Annotated in this window: 12 protein-coding genes; 3 read left to right on the top strand and 9 right to left on the bottom strand. The window is 63.5% G+C overall.

The features are described 5' to 3' along the window. Nucleotides 1-20: 20 nt before the first annotated feature. The 5 genes from ACMGT0_RS06925 to ACMGT0_RS06905 form a co-directional block, all read right to left on the bottom strand. Nucleotides 21-212, bottom strand: coding sequence for a hypothetical protein (locus ACMGT0_RS06925; protein WP_054061866.1), 192 nt, complete (start codon nucleotides 210-212; stop codon nucleotides 21-23). 156 nt (nucleotides 213-368) lie between these two features. After that, complete coding sequence (locus ACMGT0_RS06920) at nucleotides 369-902, bottom strand: GNAT family N-acetyltransferase (RefSeq protein WP_416771966.1); 534 nt, start codon at nucleotides 900-902, stop codon at nucleotides 369-371. Between the two features lie 12 nt (nucleotides 903-914). Continuing rightward, on the bottom strand, nucleotides 915-2,021 hold the full coding sequence (locus ACMGT0_RS06915) for an NADH:flavin oxidoreductase/NADH oxidase (RefSeq protein WP_416771964.1): 1,107 nt from the start codon (nucleotides 2,019-2,021) through the stop codon (nucleotides 915-917). A gap of 186 nt (nucleotides 2,022-2,207) precedes the next feature. Continuing rightward, a complete protein-coding gene (recJ, locus tag ACMGT0_RS06910) occupies nucleotides 2,208-3,917 on the bottom strand; it encodes a single-stranded-DNA-specific exonuclease RecJ (protein ID WP_054061869.1) in 1,710 nt (569 codons plus the stop codon). Nucleotides 3,918-3,971: 54 nt separating this feature from the next. Then, nucleotides 3,972-4,514, bottom strand: coding sequence for a YaeQ family protein (locus ACMGT0_RS06905; protein WP_054059185.1), 543 nt, complete (start codon nucleotides 4,512-4,514; stop codon nucleotides 3,972-3,974). 138 nt (nucleotides 4,515-4,652) lie between these two features. Between ACMGT0_RS06905 and ACMGT0_RS06900 the strand changes: the two genes are divergently transcribed. Both ACMGT0_RS06900 and ACMGT0_RS06895 read left to right on the top strand, forming a co-directional pair. Further along, complete coding sequence (locus tag ACMGT0_RS06900) at nucleotides 4,653-5,852, top strand: CaiB/BaiF CoA transferase family protein (protein ID WP_416771961.1); 1,200 nt, start codon at nucleotides 4,653-4,655, stop codon at nucleotides 5,850-5,852. A 51-nt stretch (nucleotides 5,853-5,903) separates the two neighbouring features. Beyond that, entirely contained in the window at nucleotides 5,904-6,788 is an 885-nt protein-coding gene (locus tag ACMGT0_RS06895; RefSeq protein ID WP_054059187.1) for a TIGR02285 family protein, read from the top strand. 161 nt (nucleotides 6,789-6,949) lie between these two features. On the opposite strand, the gene ACMGT0_RS06890 is transcribed toward ACMGT0_RS06895, so the two are convergent. Continuing rightward, the gene (locus ACMGT0_RS06890; RefSeq protein ID WP_054059188.1) at nucleotides 6,950-7,240 is read right to left on the bottom strand and encodes a DUF3509 domain-containing protein; all 291 of its coding nucleotides are present in this window, start codon (nucleotides 7,238-7,240) and stop codon (nucleotides 6,950-6,952) included. 327 nt (nucleotides 7,241-7,567) lie between these two features. Between ACMGT0_RS06890 and ACMGT0_RS06885 the strand changes: the two genes are divergently transcribed. Continuing rightward, a complete protein-coding gene (locus tag ACMGT0_RS06885; protein ID WP_081006000.1) occupies nucleotides 7,568-8,212 on the top strand; it encodes a response regulator transcription factor in 645 nt (214 codons plus the stop codon). A gap of 2 nt (nucleotides 8,213-8,214) precedes the next feature. On the opposite strand, the gene ACMGT0_RS06880 is transcribed toward ACMGT0_RS06885, so the two are convergent. From ACMGT0_RS06880 to thrC, 3 genes are all read right to left on the bottom strand, one after another. After that, nucleotides 8,215-9,453, bottom strand: a complete 1,239-nt coding sequence (locus ACMGT0_RS06880) for an EAL domain-containing protein (RefSeq protein WP_054059190.1) — start codon at nucleotides 9,451-9,453, stop codon at nucleotides 8,215-8,217. Nucleotides 9,454-9,540: 87 nt separating this feature from the next. Beyond that, complete coding sequence (locus ACMGT0_RS06875; RefSeq protein WP_416773432.1) at nucleotides 9,541-13,062, bottom strand: ATP-binding protein; 3,522 nt, start codon at nucleotides 13,060-13,062, stop codon at nucleotides 9,541-9,543. Nucleotides 13,063-13,261: 199 nt separating this feature from the next. Beyond that, nucleotides 13,262-14,671, bottom strand: coding sequence for a threonine synthase (gene thrC, locus ACMGT0_RS06870; protein WP_054061874.1), 1,410 nt, complete (start codon nucleotides 14,669-14,671; stop codon nucleotides 13,262-13,264). Nucleotides 14,672-14,676 lie beyond the last annotated feature (5 nt).

Raw genomic sequence — 14,676 nt, 5'->3', positions numbered from 1 at the left:
GTACGATCATTCATCGGCGATCAGAACCGCGACACGCTGCCCATCTGGTTCAGCAGGCAGAACAGCGCGTCGCGGTCTGATTCAGAAAGCGTCCGATAACGTTCCACCAGCTCCCGCTCCTGCGGGCTGAGCCGGTGCACCCGGGGCGCGGGCGGTGCCCTGAAACGCCAGAGAAAAAGCATGAAACCGAAGATGCTCCGCTCCTTTGCCATGGACGCCTTCCTTCTGTGACGGGACAGGAACCGCCTGGGCCGAGCGCCTCAGACTTAGCCTAAGGGTAGGAAGTATCGGCCTTTGGCTAAGATCTTTTCGGAATTTGAAGTAGGAAAATCACGCAAATTGCTTGCACCACCACGTGGAGCGCGGCGTCAACGCACGTCGAAATACAGGTGGATATCGTCGGGTTCCAATGCGTATAGGCCAGGATCGGGCCGCTCCAGCAGCCGGCAGCCACGCCGCAGGTAAAACTCCACGGTATTGCGCGAAGGGGTGGCCGAGACATACAGGCCATCGACGCCCTGGCTGCGGGCCTGGGCGGCGGCCTTGGCGAACAGCCGGGTCGCCAGGCCGGTGCCACGATAGTCGTGGCTGACGTGCAGGAACTTGAGTTGCAGCAGGCGCCGCCCGTCGTTGCCGATGAGCTTGCCGTCCAGCACCGCCGCCGCCACCAGCGTCGGGCCGGCGAACACGCCGTGGAACCAGGCGCCCTGGTCGAAGCAGCGGCGCAGGATCACGGCATCCTGCTCCGCCTCGCCCTCCGGCCATCCGGTCATGGCGCAGTATTCATCGTACAGTTCAAGGCTCCCGGCCTGGACGCGGTAGAACTGTTCGATCAGTTCCTTGCGATCGATCAGTGCCAACTGGCCCAGGTCGCTCAACTGCAGGTCTCGCTCAATCAACACCTTATGGCCTTTCTATTCACGCAGATCCGATTCGTGGATGGGTTGGTCGCGATGGGTCGCACGCTGGTACTGCGCCGGCCAGACCGCCTTGCGTCCGCCCAGGTCGTCGTCGGCGTGCAGCGGCCAGTAGGGGTCGCGCAGCAGTTCGCGGGCCAATAGGATGATATCAGCCTGGCAGGTCCGCAGGATGTGTTCGGCCTGGGCCGGTTCGGTGATCAGGCCGACCGTGCCGGTGGCGATACCGGATTCCTTGCGTACACGCTCGGCGAAGCGGGTCTGGTAGCCGGGCCCGGTGGGAATCTCGGCATTGGCGGCGGTGCCTCCCGAGGACACGTCGATCAGGTCGACACCCAGCGCCTTCAGGCGTCGTGCCAGCTCCACGGTTTCATCCGGGTTCCAGCCATCCTCCACCCAGTCGGTGGCCGATACGCGGACGAACAACGGCAGTTCCTCGGGCCAGACCGCCCGCACCGCCTCGCTTACCTGCAGGACCAGGCGGATGCGGTTGTCGAACGAACCGCCATACTGGTCACGACGCTGATTGCTCAGTGGCGAAAGAAACTGATGCAGCAGGTAGCCATGGGCCGCATGCACCTCGACCACCTTGAAACCGGCGACCAGGGCACGCCGGGCCGCCGCGACGAACGCCTGGATCACTTCGGCAATCTGCCCCTCGTCGAGTTGCACGGGCTGAGTGTGCTGCGGGTCGAAGGCGATCGGCGACGGCCCGACCGGTGTCCAGCCGCCCTCTTCCGGCTTGACGCTGCCATGCTTGCCCAGCCATGGCCGGTGGGTGCTGGCCTTGCGTCCGGCATGGGCCAGCTGGATACCGGCGACAGAACCCTGGGCGGCGATGAAGCGGGTGATGCGCTGCAACGGCTCGATCTGTTCGTCGTTCCACAGCCCCAGGTCCCGGGCGGTGATGCGGCCGTCGGCGGTCACCGCCGTGGCTTCGGTGAAAACCAGCCCGGCACCGCCTACCGCGCGGCTGCCGAGGTGAACCAGATGCCAGTCGTTGGCCAGGCCATCGACGCTGGAGTATTGGCACATCGGCGAGACCGCGATGCGGTTCGCCAGGGTCAGTTGACGAAGGGTATAGGGTTCAAGCAGCAGACTCATGGGGCACCTCTCAAATCAAGTGGGCTGGCTCCAGGGTTCTGTGAGAACGTCGGCGAGTGACATGAACGAAGTAGATGACCGCCCCCCGGCGGGTAGAAAAGGAAGACAACGTCACAAGACCATTCAGACAGTGCTTAGAGCCTAGTCGACAATGACGGACACCGGAGGGTTCAGCCGCGGCAAATCTCAGCGCGGCTCGATATGGGCGATCATCAGTTGCACGCTTTCCTTGCCGCGGAATTCGTTGAGATCGAGCTTGTAGGCCAGTTCGACCCAGTCGACCCGGGCATTGGCCCAGACCTCAGGGTCGATACCGAAGGCGATGCCATCGAGCTTCAGCGAACCGCATTCGCTTCTCAGCACCACCTTCAGATGCCGCTCGCCGACGATGCGTTTTTCCACCAGTTGGAAGACGCCATGGAACAGCGGCTCGGGGAAGTGCTGGCCCCACGGGCCGGCATTGCGCAGCGCCCGGGCCAGTTCCAGGTTGAATTCCTCCAGGGCCAGCGTACCGTCGGTCTGCAGGCGTCCGGTGAGGTCATCCTCGCTGAGTTGACGACGCACCTCGGCATCGAAGGCCTCGGCGAACAGCGGGAAATTCTCCTGCGGCAGGCTCAGGCCGGCGGCCATGGCGTGACCGCCGTACTTGCTCATCAGCTCCGGGTGCTGCGCCGCCACCACGCTCAGCGCATCGCGGATATGAAAACCCGCCACCGAACGACCGGAGCCCTTGAGCATGCCATCACCGGCATCGGCGAAAGCGATGGTCGGGCGGTGATAACGCTCCTTCATCCGCGAGGCGAGAATGCCGATCACCCCCTGGTGCCAGTCCGGGTCGAACAGGCACAGGCCGAATGGCATCGAGTCTTCCGGCAGTTCCTTGAGCTGGGCCAGGGCCTCGCGCTGCATGCCCTGCTCGATGGACTTGCGGTCCTTGTTCATCTCGTCGAGTTGCGTCGCCATTTCCAGGGCCAGGGCCGGATCTTCACAGAGCAGACACTCGATCCCCAGGCTCATGTCGTCCAGGCGCCCGGCCGCGTTCAGGCGCGGGCCGAGGATGAACCCCAGGTCGGTGGAGGTCAGCCGCGCCGGGTCGCGCTTGGCCACCTGCAGGATCGCCTTGAGCCCCGGCCGGGCGCGGCCGGCACGAATCCGCTCGAGGCCCTGATGCACTAGGATGCGGTTGTTGGCGTCCAGCGGTACCACGTCGGCGACGCTGCCCAGGGCCACCAGGTCGAGCAGTTCGCCGATGTTCGGCTGCGGCCGGCTGTCGTACCAGCCCAGGCTGCGCAGGCGCGCGCGCAGGGCCATCAGCACGTAGAAGATCACCCCGACCCCGGCCAGGGCCTTGCTCGGGAACTCGCAGCCGGGCTGGTTCGGGTTGACGATGGCATCGGCCGCCGGCAGTTCGCTCCCCGGCAGGTGGTGGTCGGTGACCAGCACGCTCAGCCCCGCGGCCTTGGCCGCCTGCACGCCATCGATGCTGGAGATGCCGTTGTCGACGGTAATCAGCAATTGCGGCTCGCGTTGCAGGGCCACAGCGACGATTTCCGGGGTCAGGCCATAGCCATAGTCGAAGCGGTTCGGCACCAGATAGTCGACATGGGCCGCGCCCAGCAGGCGCAGGCCGAGCACCCCGACGGTGCTGGCGGTGGCGCCATCGGCATCGAAGTCGCCGACGATGAGGATCCGCTGGCGCTGCTCCAACGCCACCACCAGCAGGTCCACCGCCGCCTCGATGCCCTTGAGCTGCTGGAAGGGAATCAGCCGTGCCAGGCTCTTGTCCAGTTCGGCCTGGGAAGCGACGCCCCGCGCGGCGTACAGGCGGGTCAGCAGGGGCGGCAGGTCACCGAGAAACGGCAGGGTGGCGGGCAGGGGGCGGGGTTCGATACGCATAACGCTGGCGGAATTTCTCTTTTCAGTACGCGGGAGTTGAAACGGCGGCCGGACTCAGCCGCGCTCGCCCAGCAGCCACTGGAGCTGGACTTCGTGCTGGCCACGGTCGTCGGTGACGAAGACGGTGCCGTCGCTGATCATCACGTCCCACTTGATCACCCGCGGCATGTCCTGGGCCAGGGTTTCCAGCACATCCTGGGGGATCGCGGCGATATTGACGTTCTTCAGGTTCTTCACCGCCGGCACCACCTTGCCTTCCCAGACCCGCAGGCTGCCATAGGCCAGCAGGCTGGTGCGCTCGGTGCGACGCGAGCACCAGGTCAGGCGTTCGGCGTCCGGCTGGCCGACTTCGATCCAGTGCAATACCCGATCATCCAGGCTTTTTTCCCACAACGCTGGTTCGTCTACCTCTGACAGACCGCGACCAAATGCCAGCAGTTCGTTGTACCACAGGGCGTAGGCCAGCAGCCGTACCGCCATGCGTTCCTCGGTTTCCGAAGGGTGGCGGGCGATGGTCTGCTTGACGCTCTCGTAGACGTTGCGATCCAGGTCGGTGAGGTTGAGTTCGAACTTGTAGGTCGTGGACGGCTGGGCCATGAACAGGGCTTCTAAAGACGGGAAAGGTGGCCAGTCTAACCGATACCCGGGTCAATCAACGACTGTCGATGGTTAGGAAGATGACGCGCGCCATGTTAAAAGGCTCTACAACCCCTATCTTGTCCTACAGGATCGTCCATGTCAGTCGCCGCCAAACCTCTCTCGGGCCTGAAAGTCATCGAACTCGGAACCCTGATCGCCGGCCCTTTCGCCTCGCGGATCTGCGCCGAATTCGGCGCGCAGGTGATCAAGGTCGAGTCGCCGGACGGCGGCGATCCGTTGCGCAAGTGGCGCAAGCTCTACGAGGGCACGTCGCTGTGGTGGTTCGTCCAGGCGCGTAACAAGAAATCCCTGACACTGAACCTGAAAAATCCGGACGCACTGGCGATTCTCAAGCAACTGCTGAGCGAAGCCGACATCCTGATCGAAAACTTCCGTCCCGGCGTCCTGGAAAAACTCGGCCTGGGCTGGGAGACCCTGCATGCGCTGAACCCCAGGCTGGTTATGGTGCGCCTGTCCGGGTTCGGCCAGACCGGGCCGATGAAGGACCAGCCGGGCTTTGGGGCGGTCGGCGAATCCATGGGCGGGCTGCGCTACATAACCGGTTTCGAGGACCGCCCGCCGGTACGCACCGGCATTTCCATCGGCGACTCGATCGCCGCACTGTGGGGCGTGATCGGGGCGCTGATGGCCCTGCGTCATCGCGAAGTGAACGGCGGCCAGGGACAAATGGTGGATGTCGCCCTGTACGAAGCCATCTTCGCGATGATGGAAAGCATGGTGCCGGAATTCGACGTGTTCGGTTTCATCCGCGAACGCACCGGCAATATCATGCCCGGTATCACCCCGTCGTCGATCCACACCACCGCCGATGGCCGGCATGTGCAGATCGGCGCCAACGGCGACGCGATCTTCAGGCGCTTCATGCTGGCCATCGGCCGCGAGGACCTGGCGAACGACCCGCAACTGGCCAGCAACGACGGGCGCGACAGCCGACGTGACGAACTCTATGGCGTGATCGACCGCTGGGCCAACGCCCAGCCGCTGGACACGGTGCTCGCCGTACTGGCGGCGGCCGAAGTCCCCGCCAGCCGCATCTACAGTGCCGAGGACATGTTCGGCGATCCGCAATTCCTCGCCCGGGAAATGTTCCTGCCGGCCAAGCTGCCGGACGGCAAGGACTTCAAGATGCCCGGCATCGTGCCGAAACTCTCGGAAACACCTGGCTCCAGCGAATGGGTCGGGCCGCGGTTGGGCGAACACAACGCCGAGGTGCTGGGCAGCCTTGGCTACGATGCGGCAGGCATTGCCCGACTGCGTGAAAGTGGCGCCATTTGACGTGTGACGCTAACCAACGACTGGTTTCAAGCCGAGGAAGGTATTCACCTCATGACTCCCAGTGCCTTGTGGCGACGCCTCGTTCCCACGCTGTTGGCGATATTGATCGGAGTGCTGTCACCTGGCGCGCAGGCCAGGGAGACCCTGATCTGGCTGCTGCGGGACCTGCCGCCCCTGAGCATTTTCGATGGGCCGCAACAGGGCCAGGGGGCCGTGGACCAGATGCTGCCGCTGCTGATGGAGCGGTTGCCGGAGTACGACCACACCATACTGCGGGTCAACCGGGCACGGGGCATGCAAATGCTCGACAGCCCAGCCTTCACCTGCGACCCGGCGCTGCTGTGGACACCGGCACGGGCGCAGAAAATGCTGTTTTCCATTCGCAGCATGGGTACCACCAGCAACGGGCTGGTGGTTCGACAGAAGGACCGCGGGCTGATCGAACCCTTTCTGGTCGAGGGCCAGGTCGATCTCGCCGCACTGTTGAACAGCCACAGCCTGCAACTGGGGATCATCGCCGAACGCAGCTACGGCCATCCGATCGATGATGTGCTGTCCCACACCAACGAACAGTACCTGGTGCGTCACTACGGCAACGACGCCCTTGGCAGCCTGCTGCAGATGCAGCGCATGGGACGCCTGAAGGCGCTGCTCGGCTACGGTGTGGAGGTTCGCTATCAGGCCCGCCAGCAACAGATCGCCGAAGACGACCTGGCGTTCTATCCGATCAGGGATACAGCCACTTATCAGTTCATCCGGATCGCCTGCTCCAACACGCCGCAAGGTCGCGCGGCGATTCCCCATATCAACGAGATCCTGCGCGAACTGCGCCAGGACAGGCTGGTGGAACTCTATGCGCGCTGGCTGGCGCCGGCCGAGCGGGAAAAATACCGGGAAGATGCCAAGGGATTTTTCCTGGTTCCCGATGACCAGTGACGAATTGCGGGCAAAAGAAACCCCGAGAAGTGGGGAGACGACTCGGGGCTAAACGTGGCCTACAAAGACCAGTACGACAAGCCACAAACACCGGAGCACAATGCCTGCTCTTGCCGTTATAAATTCTGACAGCACCTACGGAAGGAAGGTTCCCAAAAAATCTACCGGCTGGCGCTGCGCGCGCCTCGATGTTCGGCGGCATGACGCAGGGCCGCAATCACGCAGGGCTCCAGGCGCCCTTCGGCAATGCGCAGATCACGATGCAGGCCATCGACCACGTCCGTCAGCAGGCGTTTGTCGGTCAATTGCGCCTGATTGACCTCACGCTCCACCAGAACCGGTCCGGCAACACCCCTCACGCTCAGCACGCACTCGCCGTGCCCGCCCGAAGGCGTCAGGGTTACGGCATACGGACTCAGCGCTTCATTGAGCAACAGGCTGATACTTTCCATCTCGATCACCACTCAATAGTCAAAAGCCTAAAGGTCGAAAACAAAGGTGCCTGGAGTCAGTGACCGCCAGTCGGAGAAGAAAGTTCGCCGGGACCTCCCAGGTCCTGCGAACTGATCGACATCTACCGAACATGAACCAGAAAGATGACAAGGAAAAAACAGCGGGGAAAGCGCGGCTAAAATCAGATCAATGGTTTTTAGACTTTTACTACAAGCCGCGTCGGCTTTACTCACAGACACAGGCCAGAACATCTGTTCTTTTTTGCTTAGTTTTCAGCCACATCGCCACTGCGCCACCGGAGAGTTGTCTTGAGCTCGTCGTCACAGATGCCACTACGGATCGTCCTGGCGGATGATCATCCGATATTCCTGATCGGCCTGCGGGCCGTCCTCGAACGAACACCCGCACTACGTGTCGTTGGCGAAGCGAGTACGCCGGGGGAACTCTTCGATCGGCTCGACAGCACCCCCTGCGATGCGCTCGTGACCGATTTCATGATGCCGACGGCGGACCAGAACGACGGCCTGCGGATGATCGAGGCCCTGCTGCGCAACTACCCGGCCCTGCCGCTCGTGGTCGTCACCATGCTCAACAATGCCGGACTGTTCCGCTACATCCTCGATCAGGGGGTCATGGGGCTGCTGAGCAAGGCCAGCCTGGCGAATGAATTGCCCATGGCCATCCAGCATGTGCGCCAGGGCAAGGTGTTCGTGGCCGACTCCGTGCGCCAGACCCTGGCCCTGGCCGGGGAGGTCGGTACGCACCGGTTGGGTGACCCGGAACTGCTTTCACCGCGGGAACTGGAAGTCACCCGTCTGCTGGCGGCGGGCCGTACGGTGGGTGAGATCGCCGCACGCCTGTGCCGCAGCAAGCAGACCGTCAGTGCCCAGAAAATCAGCGCGATGCGCAAGCTGGGCCTACCCAACGATGCCGCGCTGTTTCTGTATCTGCAGGAACAGGGGTTGTCCTAGCTCTAGCCAGGTTGTCGCTCTCGCTCGGGGACGTTGGCGAGCCCTGCCCATTGCAACCAGGGCAGCAGTTCGGCACGACTCATCGGCGCGGCAATGAATCGCCCCTGAACCAACACGTCGCCCAGTTCCCGGGTCAGCCGATATTCCTCGTCGGTTCCAACCCCAGTGATGACCGCACGCAACCCCATGCCCTTGGCCATGCTCAACACCCCGGCGACGATCGAGCGCCTGCGTGAATCCTCGGCCATGCCGCTGACGAAACGCGGGGCGATCTTCAACTCCGAGAAAGGCAACTCAAGCAACCTCTGCAGCCCGGCACCGGCGACCCCAAAGTCACCGATCGACAGCTGGCAGCCGAGCATCCGCAAACGCAACATGCCTTCGGCCTGGGCCGCCTCGCTGGTGCAGTCGGTGCCGTCGATCATCTCCAGGGTCAAGCATTCGGCGGGCAGTTCGAAACGGGCCAGCAGTTCGCCAAGCTGGCCGGCGAAATCCGCCTGTTCCACCATCAACCCCGGGATATTCACCGTAACCGGCAGATACTGGTCGGTTCCCAGATACACCTCCATCGACAGCCCGATGGCCTGCTCGAGCATGTGCCAGGTCAGGGCCTGGGAAAGCCCGGCATACTCGAGCACCGGGATGAAGGTATCGGGCAGCAGCGTGCCCTGCTCCGGGTGTTGCCAGCGGGCCAGCGCCTCGACTCCCTGCACCCGGCCATCGCCACTGACCTTCGGTTGAAAGAAGGCCTCGCAGTACTTGCGGATCGCGCCAGGCCCGGCCCCCGCCTGCAACTCGTCCAGCGACAGCAGTTCACAGACCTGGGCCAACGGCAGACCGGGCCGCTGGCGGCCGAAACGGCGTTGATAGGTTGCCAGCAGCTCACCGAGTATGGCTGCCGTGGCAGGCTTGAGCAGGCAGCCCAGCACATGCAACCCCTGTTGCCGGGCCATGTGGGCGGCGCCCTCGCGCAGTTCCGTGTCAAGGCTGCTGAGAATGATCAGGGCCTGGGCCTCGCGGGTTTCCGCCAGGTGCCGGATCAGTTCCAGGCCATCACCCTCCTCCAACTGCAGATCGCAGATGGCAATGTCCACCGGCCCGCGATTGGTCAGCGACAGGCGCGCACTCTCGACATTTTCGGCAGTGAGCACATCAAAGACGCCATTGGCATTGAGCATCTGATGCAAGGCCATCAGTTGAAAGGGATTGTCTTCAAGAATCAGGATCCTGAGCGAACGCATCGATGATCTCCGCAGGTGGAAGCGGTGGTTATCCGCATCGGCCTTCCACCTTAGCCAGGCTGCCCGGGGTTCCCCATAGGACAAGTCCTAAAGTGCCGGTTTTTCCTGCAGGTTCGGCTCGATGTCGGCGATCATCCGGTCGATCACGGCCTTGAGCACCTGCCCGGTCGCGGGCAACTGCTCGGGCTGCCTCAGGCGTACGCAGTGATCCATGTCGACGCAGGCCTGCGCCAGGGCAATCGCATCGACGAGACAGGCGATCCCCTTGAGGCGATGCACGCAGGCCGCCACGCCGTCCCAGTCGTCCAGGCCAAGCCGCGATTGCAGTTCGGCACGCTCGTCGCGCAGGTTTCGCCACAATTCCAGCAGCATGTGCTGGAGCACGCCGGCATCGGCGTGGGTCATGTCGATGAGCGTCTGGATGTCGAAGGAGCTTTCCCGGGGCACGATCTGCGTCAACAGCCGAGTCAGGTCGTCAAGAAGAACCGGCTTGACCAGCAGGTCGTTCATGCCGGCCTGCTGGCAGCGTTGGCGCTCGTCGCTCATGGCATTGGCCGTACAACCGACGATCATGCAGGGTGGCCGTTGCGCCTCGGTCTCCAGCTGGCGCAGGGCCCGTGCCAGTTGATAGCCGCTCATGCCGGGCATGTTGCAATCGCTGATGACCAGGTCGAAATGCCGGCCTTGCCAGGCCTGCAACGCCGCCTGCGCGGTCTGGCAGGCCTCGACGTTCTGCCCGAGAAAGCCGAGCTGCTGTTGCAGCACCAGGCGGTTGGCGGACAGGTCATCGATGATCAGCACGTTCAGGCACGGCAGGCGACACCTTGCGCCGTTCGACGGTGCGGGTAGCACAGGTTGCGTTTCGCGCCTGAACGCCAGCTCGATGTGCACGCGGGTACCCAGCCCCGGCTGGCTCTCAAGTTCGATGGAGCCGTCCATCAACTCCACCAGTTGCTTGCAGATGCTCAGCCCCAGGCCGGTGCCCTCATGCCCCGCATCGGCATCGCCGTGAGCCTGGACGAAGGGCGAAAACAGCATCGCCTGCTGCTCGGGGCCGATGCCCCGGCCGGAATCCTCGATATCGATACGCAGGCGGTCAGTGCCCGCCACCTGTGCACAGCGCAGGACCCGCACGCGGACGAATCCCCGGCTGGTGAACTTCAGCGCATTGCCGATCAGATTGTGCAGGATCTGCCGCAAACGCAGCGGATCGAGCCAATACAGGCTCGCCAGCAGCGGATCGATACCCAGGCTCAGGACGACGCCCTTGTCCCGGGCCAATGCCTCGAACAGTTGCACGACTCCCTCAAGCAGGTTTCTCAAGTCGGTCGGCTGCGGCACCAGGCGCATGCCACCGGCCTCGATCTTGGCCAGGTCAAGGCTGTCGCCGATCAGCGCGGTCAATTCCCGGGCCGACTGGTAGGCTACCTGCAACCCCTGCGAGAACACCTGCCCACGGGCCAGTGCCTGCTCCCGCTCGACCTCGAGCAGGCCGATGATCGCCGCCATGGGCGTGCGTATCTCATGGCTCATGGTGGCCAGGAACGCACTCTTGGCCTGGCTGGCACGCTCGGCCTGGCGGCGGGCCTCGGTCAGTTGCACCTCGAGCTGCTTTCGCTCGGTGATGTCGATCCAGCCCCCCAACAGCCCCTGCAACTGCGCCCCCGCCGAGTGGAACGGCACCATCCACAGATAGACATCGATGCTGCAATTGAGGAACTCCAGCGTCCGGTCACTGAACACCGGCTGCTGGTTCTCCAGCAACGACAGGAAGTCGTCATGCAGCGCCTGCGCGACCGCCGGCAGCAGCAGGCCCTCCTCGGTGATTCGACGCCCGCGCACCTGCTCCAGCGTCGTCGCCAGGCGTTGCTCATAGCTACGATTGCAACTGATCAGGCGCCCCTGCAGGTCCCGTACGAAGATCGGATCGGGAATGCCGTCGAGCAATGCGCGCTGGAACGCCAGCCGGTCACTGAGCTGCCGTTCGGCCTGGCGGCGCTGGCGAATCTGGACATTCAGGCGACGGTTCCAGATGAGCGAGACCCCGCCCACCACCAGCAGGGCAACAGCCAGCCCATAGGCCCAACGCGGCACCCGCTTCCAGACCGAGGGCGGCGCAGCCACCGGGACGGCACCCAGCCACTTGATGCGCAAGGCCCGCAGCTCTGCGACCGGAAAGGCCTCCAGGGACTTGTTGAGGATGCCGAGCAACTCAGGAGAGCTCTTGGCGACGGAGAAGCTGTCCGCCGACCAGAGCCCTTCCACGCTACGACCGACCTTCAGCCTGCCGGGAGGGTGCAGATAGGCCAGGGTGTCGCTCTGGATGGTTGCCGCCGCCGCACCGCTTTCGACCAGCGCCCTGGCCTCCTCCTGGGTCCGGACACCACGCAGCACCACATCGGGATACTCGCGGCGGATCATGGCCTGCAGTGCATGTTCCTCGGGCAGTGCCAGCACGCGACCGGCCAGTTGGCTGAGCGAGCTCAGCGGGGGCGCATCGACCGGTACGACAAATACCCAGGAACTGCCGCCAAACGCATAGGTGAAATTCAGGAAGGCCTTGCGCTCGGGGCTTTCAGCCAGCGAGCCATTCATCAGGGCCCGACCATCCTTGAGCATCTCCAGGGTCTGGACCGTGGAGAAACTCTCGTCGAAGACGAACTGCAGGCCGGTCATCCGCGAGATCCGCGCCAGCAGATCGGCATTGAGACCGACCCAACGATTGTGGACATCCTTGTAGATATACGGCGGGTACTGCTGGGAAGCCACGCTCACCCGCGGATGGCTGTCGATCCAGGCCTGCTCCGCCGCAGTCAGCTCGACTCGCGGCTGGGCGATGTCCGAGCCGAAACCGGTGGTCCAGCGCGCGAGGATCTCCCGCCGTACCGCTTCGTCCAGGCTATCCAGCACACGCTGGATCAGGGCGCCGAGCAGAGGCTCCGACTTGCGCGTGGCGAATGCGAAACCGATCGGTGGCAAAGCGCTTTGCCCGCGGATCTGCAAGCCCATGTAGGGGCGCAGGGTCTTGTAGACCCTGACGATGACCTCATTGCCGATGAAGGCGTCGACCTCGCCCTGGAGCAGTGCCTCCAGGGCACTGTAGAGGGTCGGGGCGAGGATGATCCGGCTCTGGGGATAAGTGGCATGCACCACCGCGGCATCGGCGTAGCCTTCGAGCAGGAGTACCTTGCGTCCTCGCAGATCGTCGGGGTTCGGGGTTTCACTGCGACTGACGATCACCGAGCGATCCGGCATGTATTCACTGGAAAAGGCCAGTTCGGGAAAGCCCCGTTCGAAGCCGTTGGCGCTGGTCAGCACATCGATCTGCCCCTCGAGCAGCGCCTCGACGGCCTGGTCCCGCTCGACGAACCCCAGCACTTCCACCTGCACCCCGAGCCGATCGCGGATCAGGGCCACATAGTCGGCACTGATGCCCTGGTAGCGATTGCGGTCGCTGGTGATATCGATGGGTTCATAATCGGCCACCGAGATGCCCACCCGCAGCCTCCGGTCATTGCCCAGCCAGCGCCGCTCATCAGCGCCGAGGGGCAGTCGGGGCAGTTCGACGAACGACGCGGGCAAATTGAAGGGCAAGCCCTGGGCGGCCATCAGCTCGCCCGGCAGACTCGCCAGCATCACCCATGACAGCCACGCCAGAATGGAATAGATCGATCTCCCCGGAAACGCCATGGCGAAGTACCCGCCCCCTTTGATTCGATGGAAATGAAAAACAGGGGGCAAAGTTTGGCATGCAAAAACGATAAAGCCCGCCAAGGGGCGGGCTCTAAAGTGTGACCTTTCTAGTCGGTCAAAGCGGCTTGCCGCGGCTGCCATGCTGGCTGACAAAGGCCTGCATGACTTTAAGGTCATTGGCCAGAACCGTGCAGCGCTCTTCCCTTTCAAACAAATCCGAAAGGTGTGCAGGTAGTTCAAGCGCTTTTCCTACACCCGCTTTCTCAACTGCCTCAGGGAACTTGACCGGATGCGCAGTCCCCAGGATCACCATCGGAGTGTCCAGGCTGCGGCGGCATTCGCGGGCCGCCTTGACGCCGATGGCCGTGTGCGGGTCGAGCACTTCGCCAGTCTGGGCAAAGACTTCGGCAATGGTCTCGCAGGTTTGCGCATCGTCCACCGCCAGGGAGTCGAACAGCTTGCGCGCCTCGGTCCAGCGATCCTGCTCGACACTGAAACCGCCACCCTGCTTGAAGGTGTCCATCAGGCCGGCGATGGCCGCACCATTGCGACCGTGCAGGTCGAACAGCAGGCGCTCGAAGTTCGACGACACCATGATGTCCATGGACGGCGACAGCGTGGCATGCAGGGTTTCCTTGACGTACTGGTTGCCGCTCATGAAGCGGTGCAGGATGTCATTGCGGTTGGTCGCCACGATCAGTTGGTTGATCGGCAGCCCCATGTTGCGCGCCAGGTAGCCGGCGAAGATATCGCCGAAGTTGCCGGTCGGCACCGAGAACGAGACCGAACGCGCCGGGCCGCCCAGTTGCAGCGCCGCGTGGAAGTAGTAGACGATCTGGGCCATGATCCGCGCCCAGTTGATCGAGTTCACCGCCACCAGCCGCGTGCCCTTGAGGAAGCTCTGGTCGGCGAAGCTGTTCTTGACCATCTCCTGGCAGTCGTCGAAGTTGCCTTCGATGGCGATGTTGTGGATGTTCTCACCGAAGATGGTGGTCATCTGCCGGCGCTGCACTTCCGATACCCGGTTGTGCGGGTGCAGGATGAAGATGTCGACGTTCTCGCAATGCTTGCAGCCTTCGATCGCCGCCGAGCCGGTATCGCCGGACGTCGCGCCGATGATCACCACGCGCTCGCCGCGTTTTGCCAGCACGTAGTCCAGCAGGCGCCCCAGCAATTGCAGGGCGAAATCCTTGAAGGCCAGCGTCGGGCCGTGGAACAGTTCGAGCACCCACTCGTTGCCGTTCAGTTGGCGCAGCGGCGCCACGGCGTTATGGGCGAACACCCCGTAGGTGTCCTCAAGGATCTTCTTGAAGTCCGCATCCGGAATGCTGCCAGTGACGAACGGGCGCATCACCCGGAAGGCCAGTTCGTGGTAGGGCAGGCCAGCCCAGGAAGCGATTTCCTCCTGGGTGAAGCGTGGCAGGTTCTCCGGCACGTACAGGCCGCCATCGCTGGCCAGACCGGCCAGCAGCACGTCTTCGAAGTTCAGCGCGGGTGCCTGGCCGCGGGTACTGATGTAACGCATGAAAA

The sequence above is a fragment of the Pseudomonas sp. RHF3.3-3 genome (genome assembly GCF_048069595.1).
Taxonomy (GTDB): Bacteria; Pseudomonadota; Gammaproteobacteria; order Pseudomonadales; family Pseudomonadaceae; genus Aquipseudomonas; species Aquipseudomonas fuscovaginae_B.
This window is presented reverse-complemented; position numbering and strand designations above follow the sequence as displayed.

Bases quoted from the DNA above. Each gene is read 5' to 3' on its own strand.
- ACMGT0_RS06925 (WP_054061866.1), bottom strand. From the start codon at position 212: ATGGCAAAGGAGCGGAGCATCTTCGGTTTCATGCTTTTTCTCTGGCGT.
- ACMGT0_RS06915 (WP_416771964.1), bottom strand. From the start codon at position 2,021: ATGAGTCTGCTGCTTGAACCCTATACCCTTCGTCAACTGACCCTGGCG.
- recJ (WP_054061869.1), bottom strand. From the start codon at position 3,917: ATGCGTATCGAACCCCGCCCCCTGCCCGCCACCCTGCCGTTTCTCGGT.
- ACMGT0_RS06905 (WP_054059185.1), bottom strand. From the start codon at position 4,514: ATGGCCCAGCCGTCCACGACCTACAAGTTCGAACTCAACCTCACCGAC.
- ACMGT0_RS06900 (WP_416771961.1), top strand. From the start codon at position 4,653: ATGTCAGTCGCCGCCAAACCTCTCTCGGGCCTGAAAGTCATCGAACTC.
- ACMGT0_RS06895 (WP_054059187.1), top strand. From the start codon at position 5,904: ATGACTCCCAGTGCCTTGTGGCGACGCCTCGTTCCCACGCTGTTGGCG.
- ACMGT0_RS06890 (WP_054059188.1), bottom strand. From the start codon at position 7,240: ATGGAAAGTATCAGCCTGTTGCTCAATGAAGCGCTGAGTCCGTATGCC.
- ACMGT0_RS06885 (WP_081006000.1), top strand. From the start codon at position 7,568: ATGCCACTACGGATCGTCCTGGCGGATGATCATCCGATATTCCTGATC.
- ACMGT0_RS06880 (WP_054059190.1), bottom strand. From the start codon at position 9,453: ATGCGTTCGCTCAGGATCCTGATTCTTGAAGACAATCCCTTTCAACTG.
- ACMGT0_RS06875 (WP_416773432.1), bottom strand. From the start codon at position 13,062: ATGGCCGCCCAGGGCTTGCCCTTCAATTTGCCCGCGTCGTTCGTCGAA.
- thrC (WP_054061874.1), bottom strand. From the start codon at position 14,671: ATGCGTTACATCAGTACCCGCGGCCAGGCACCCGCGCTGAACTTCGAA.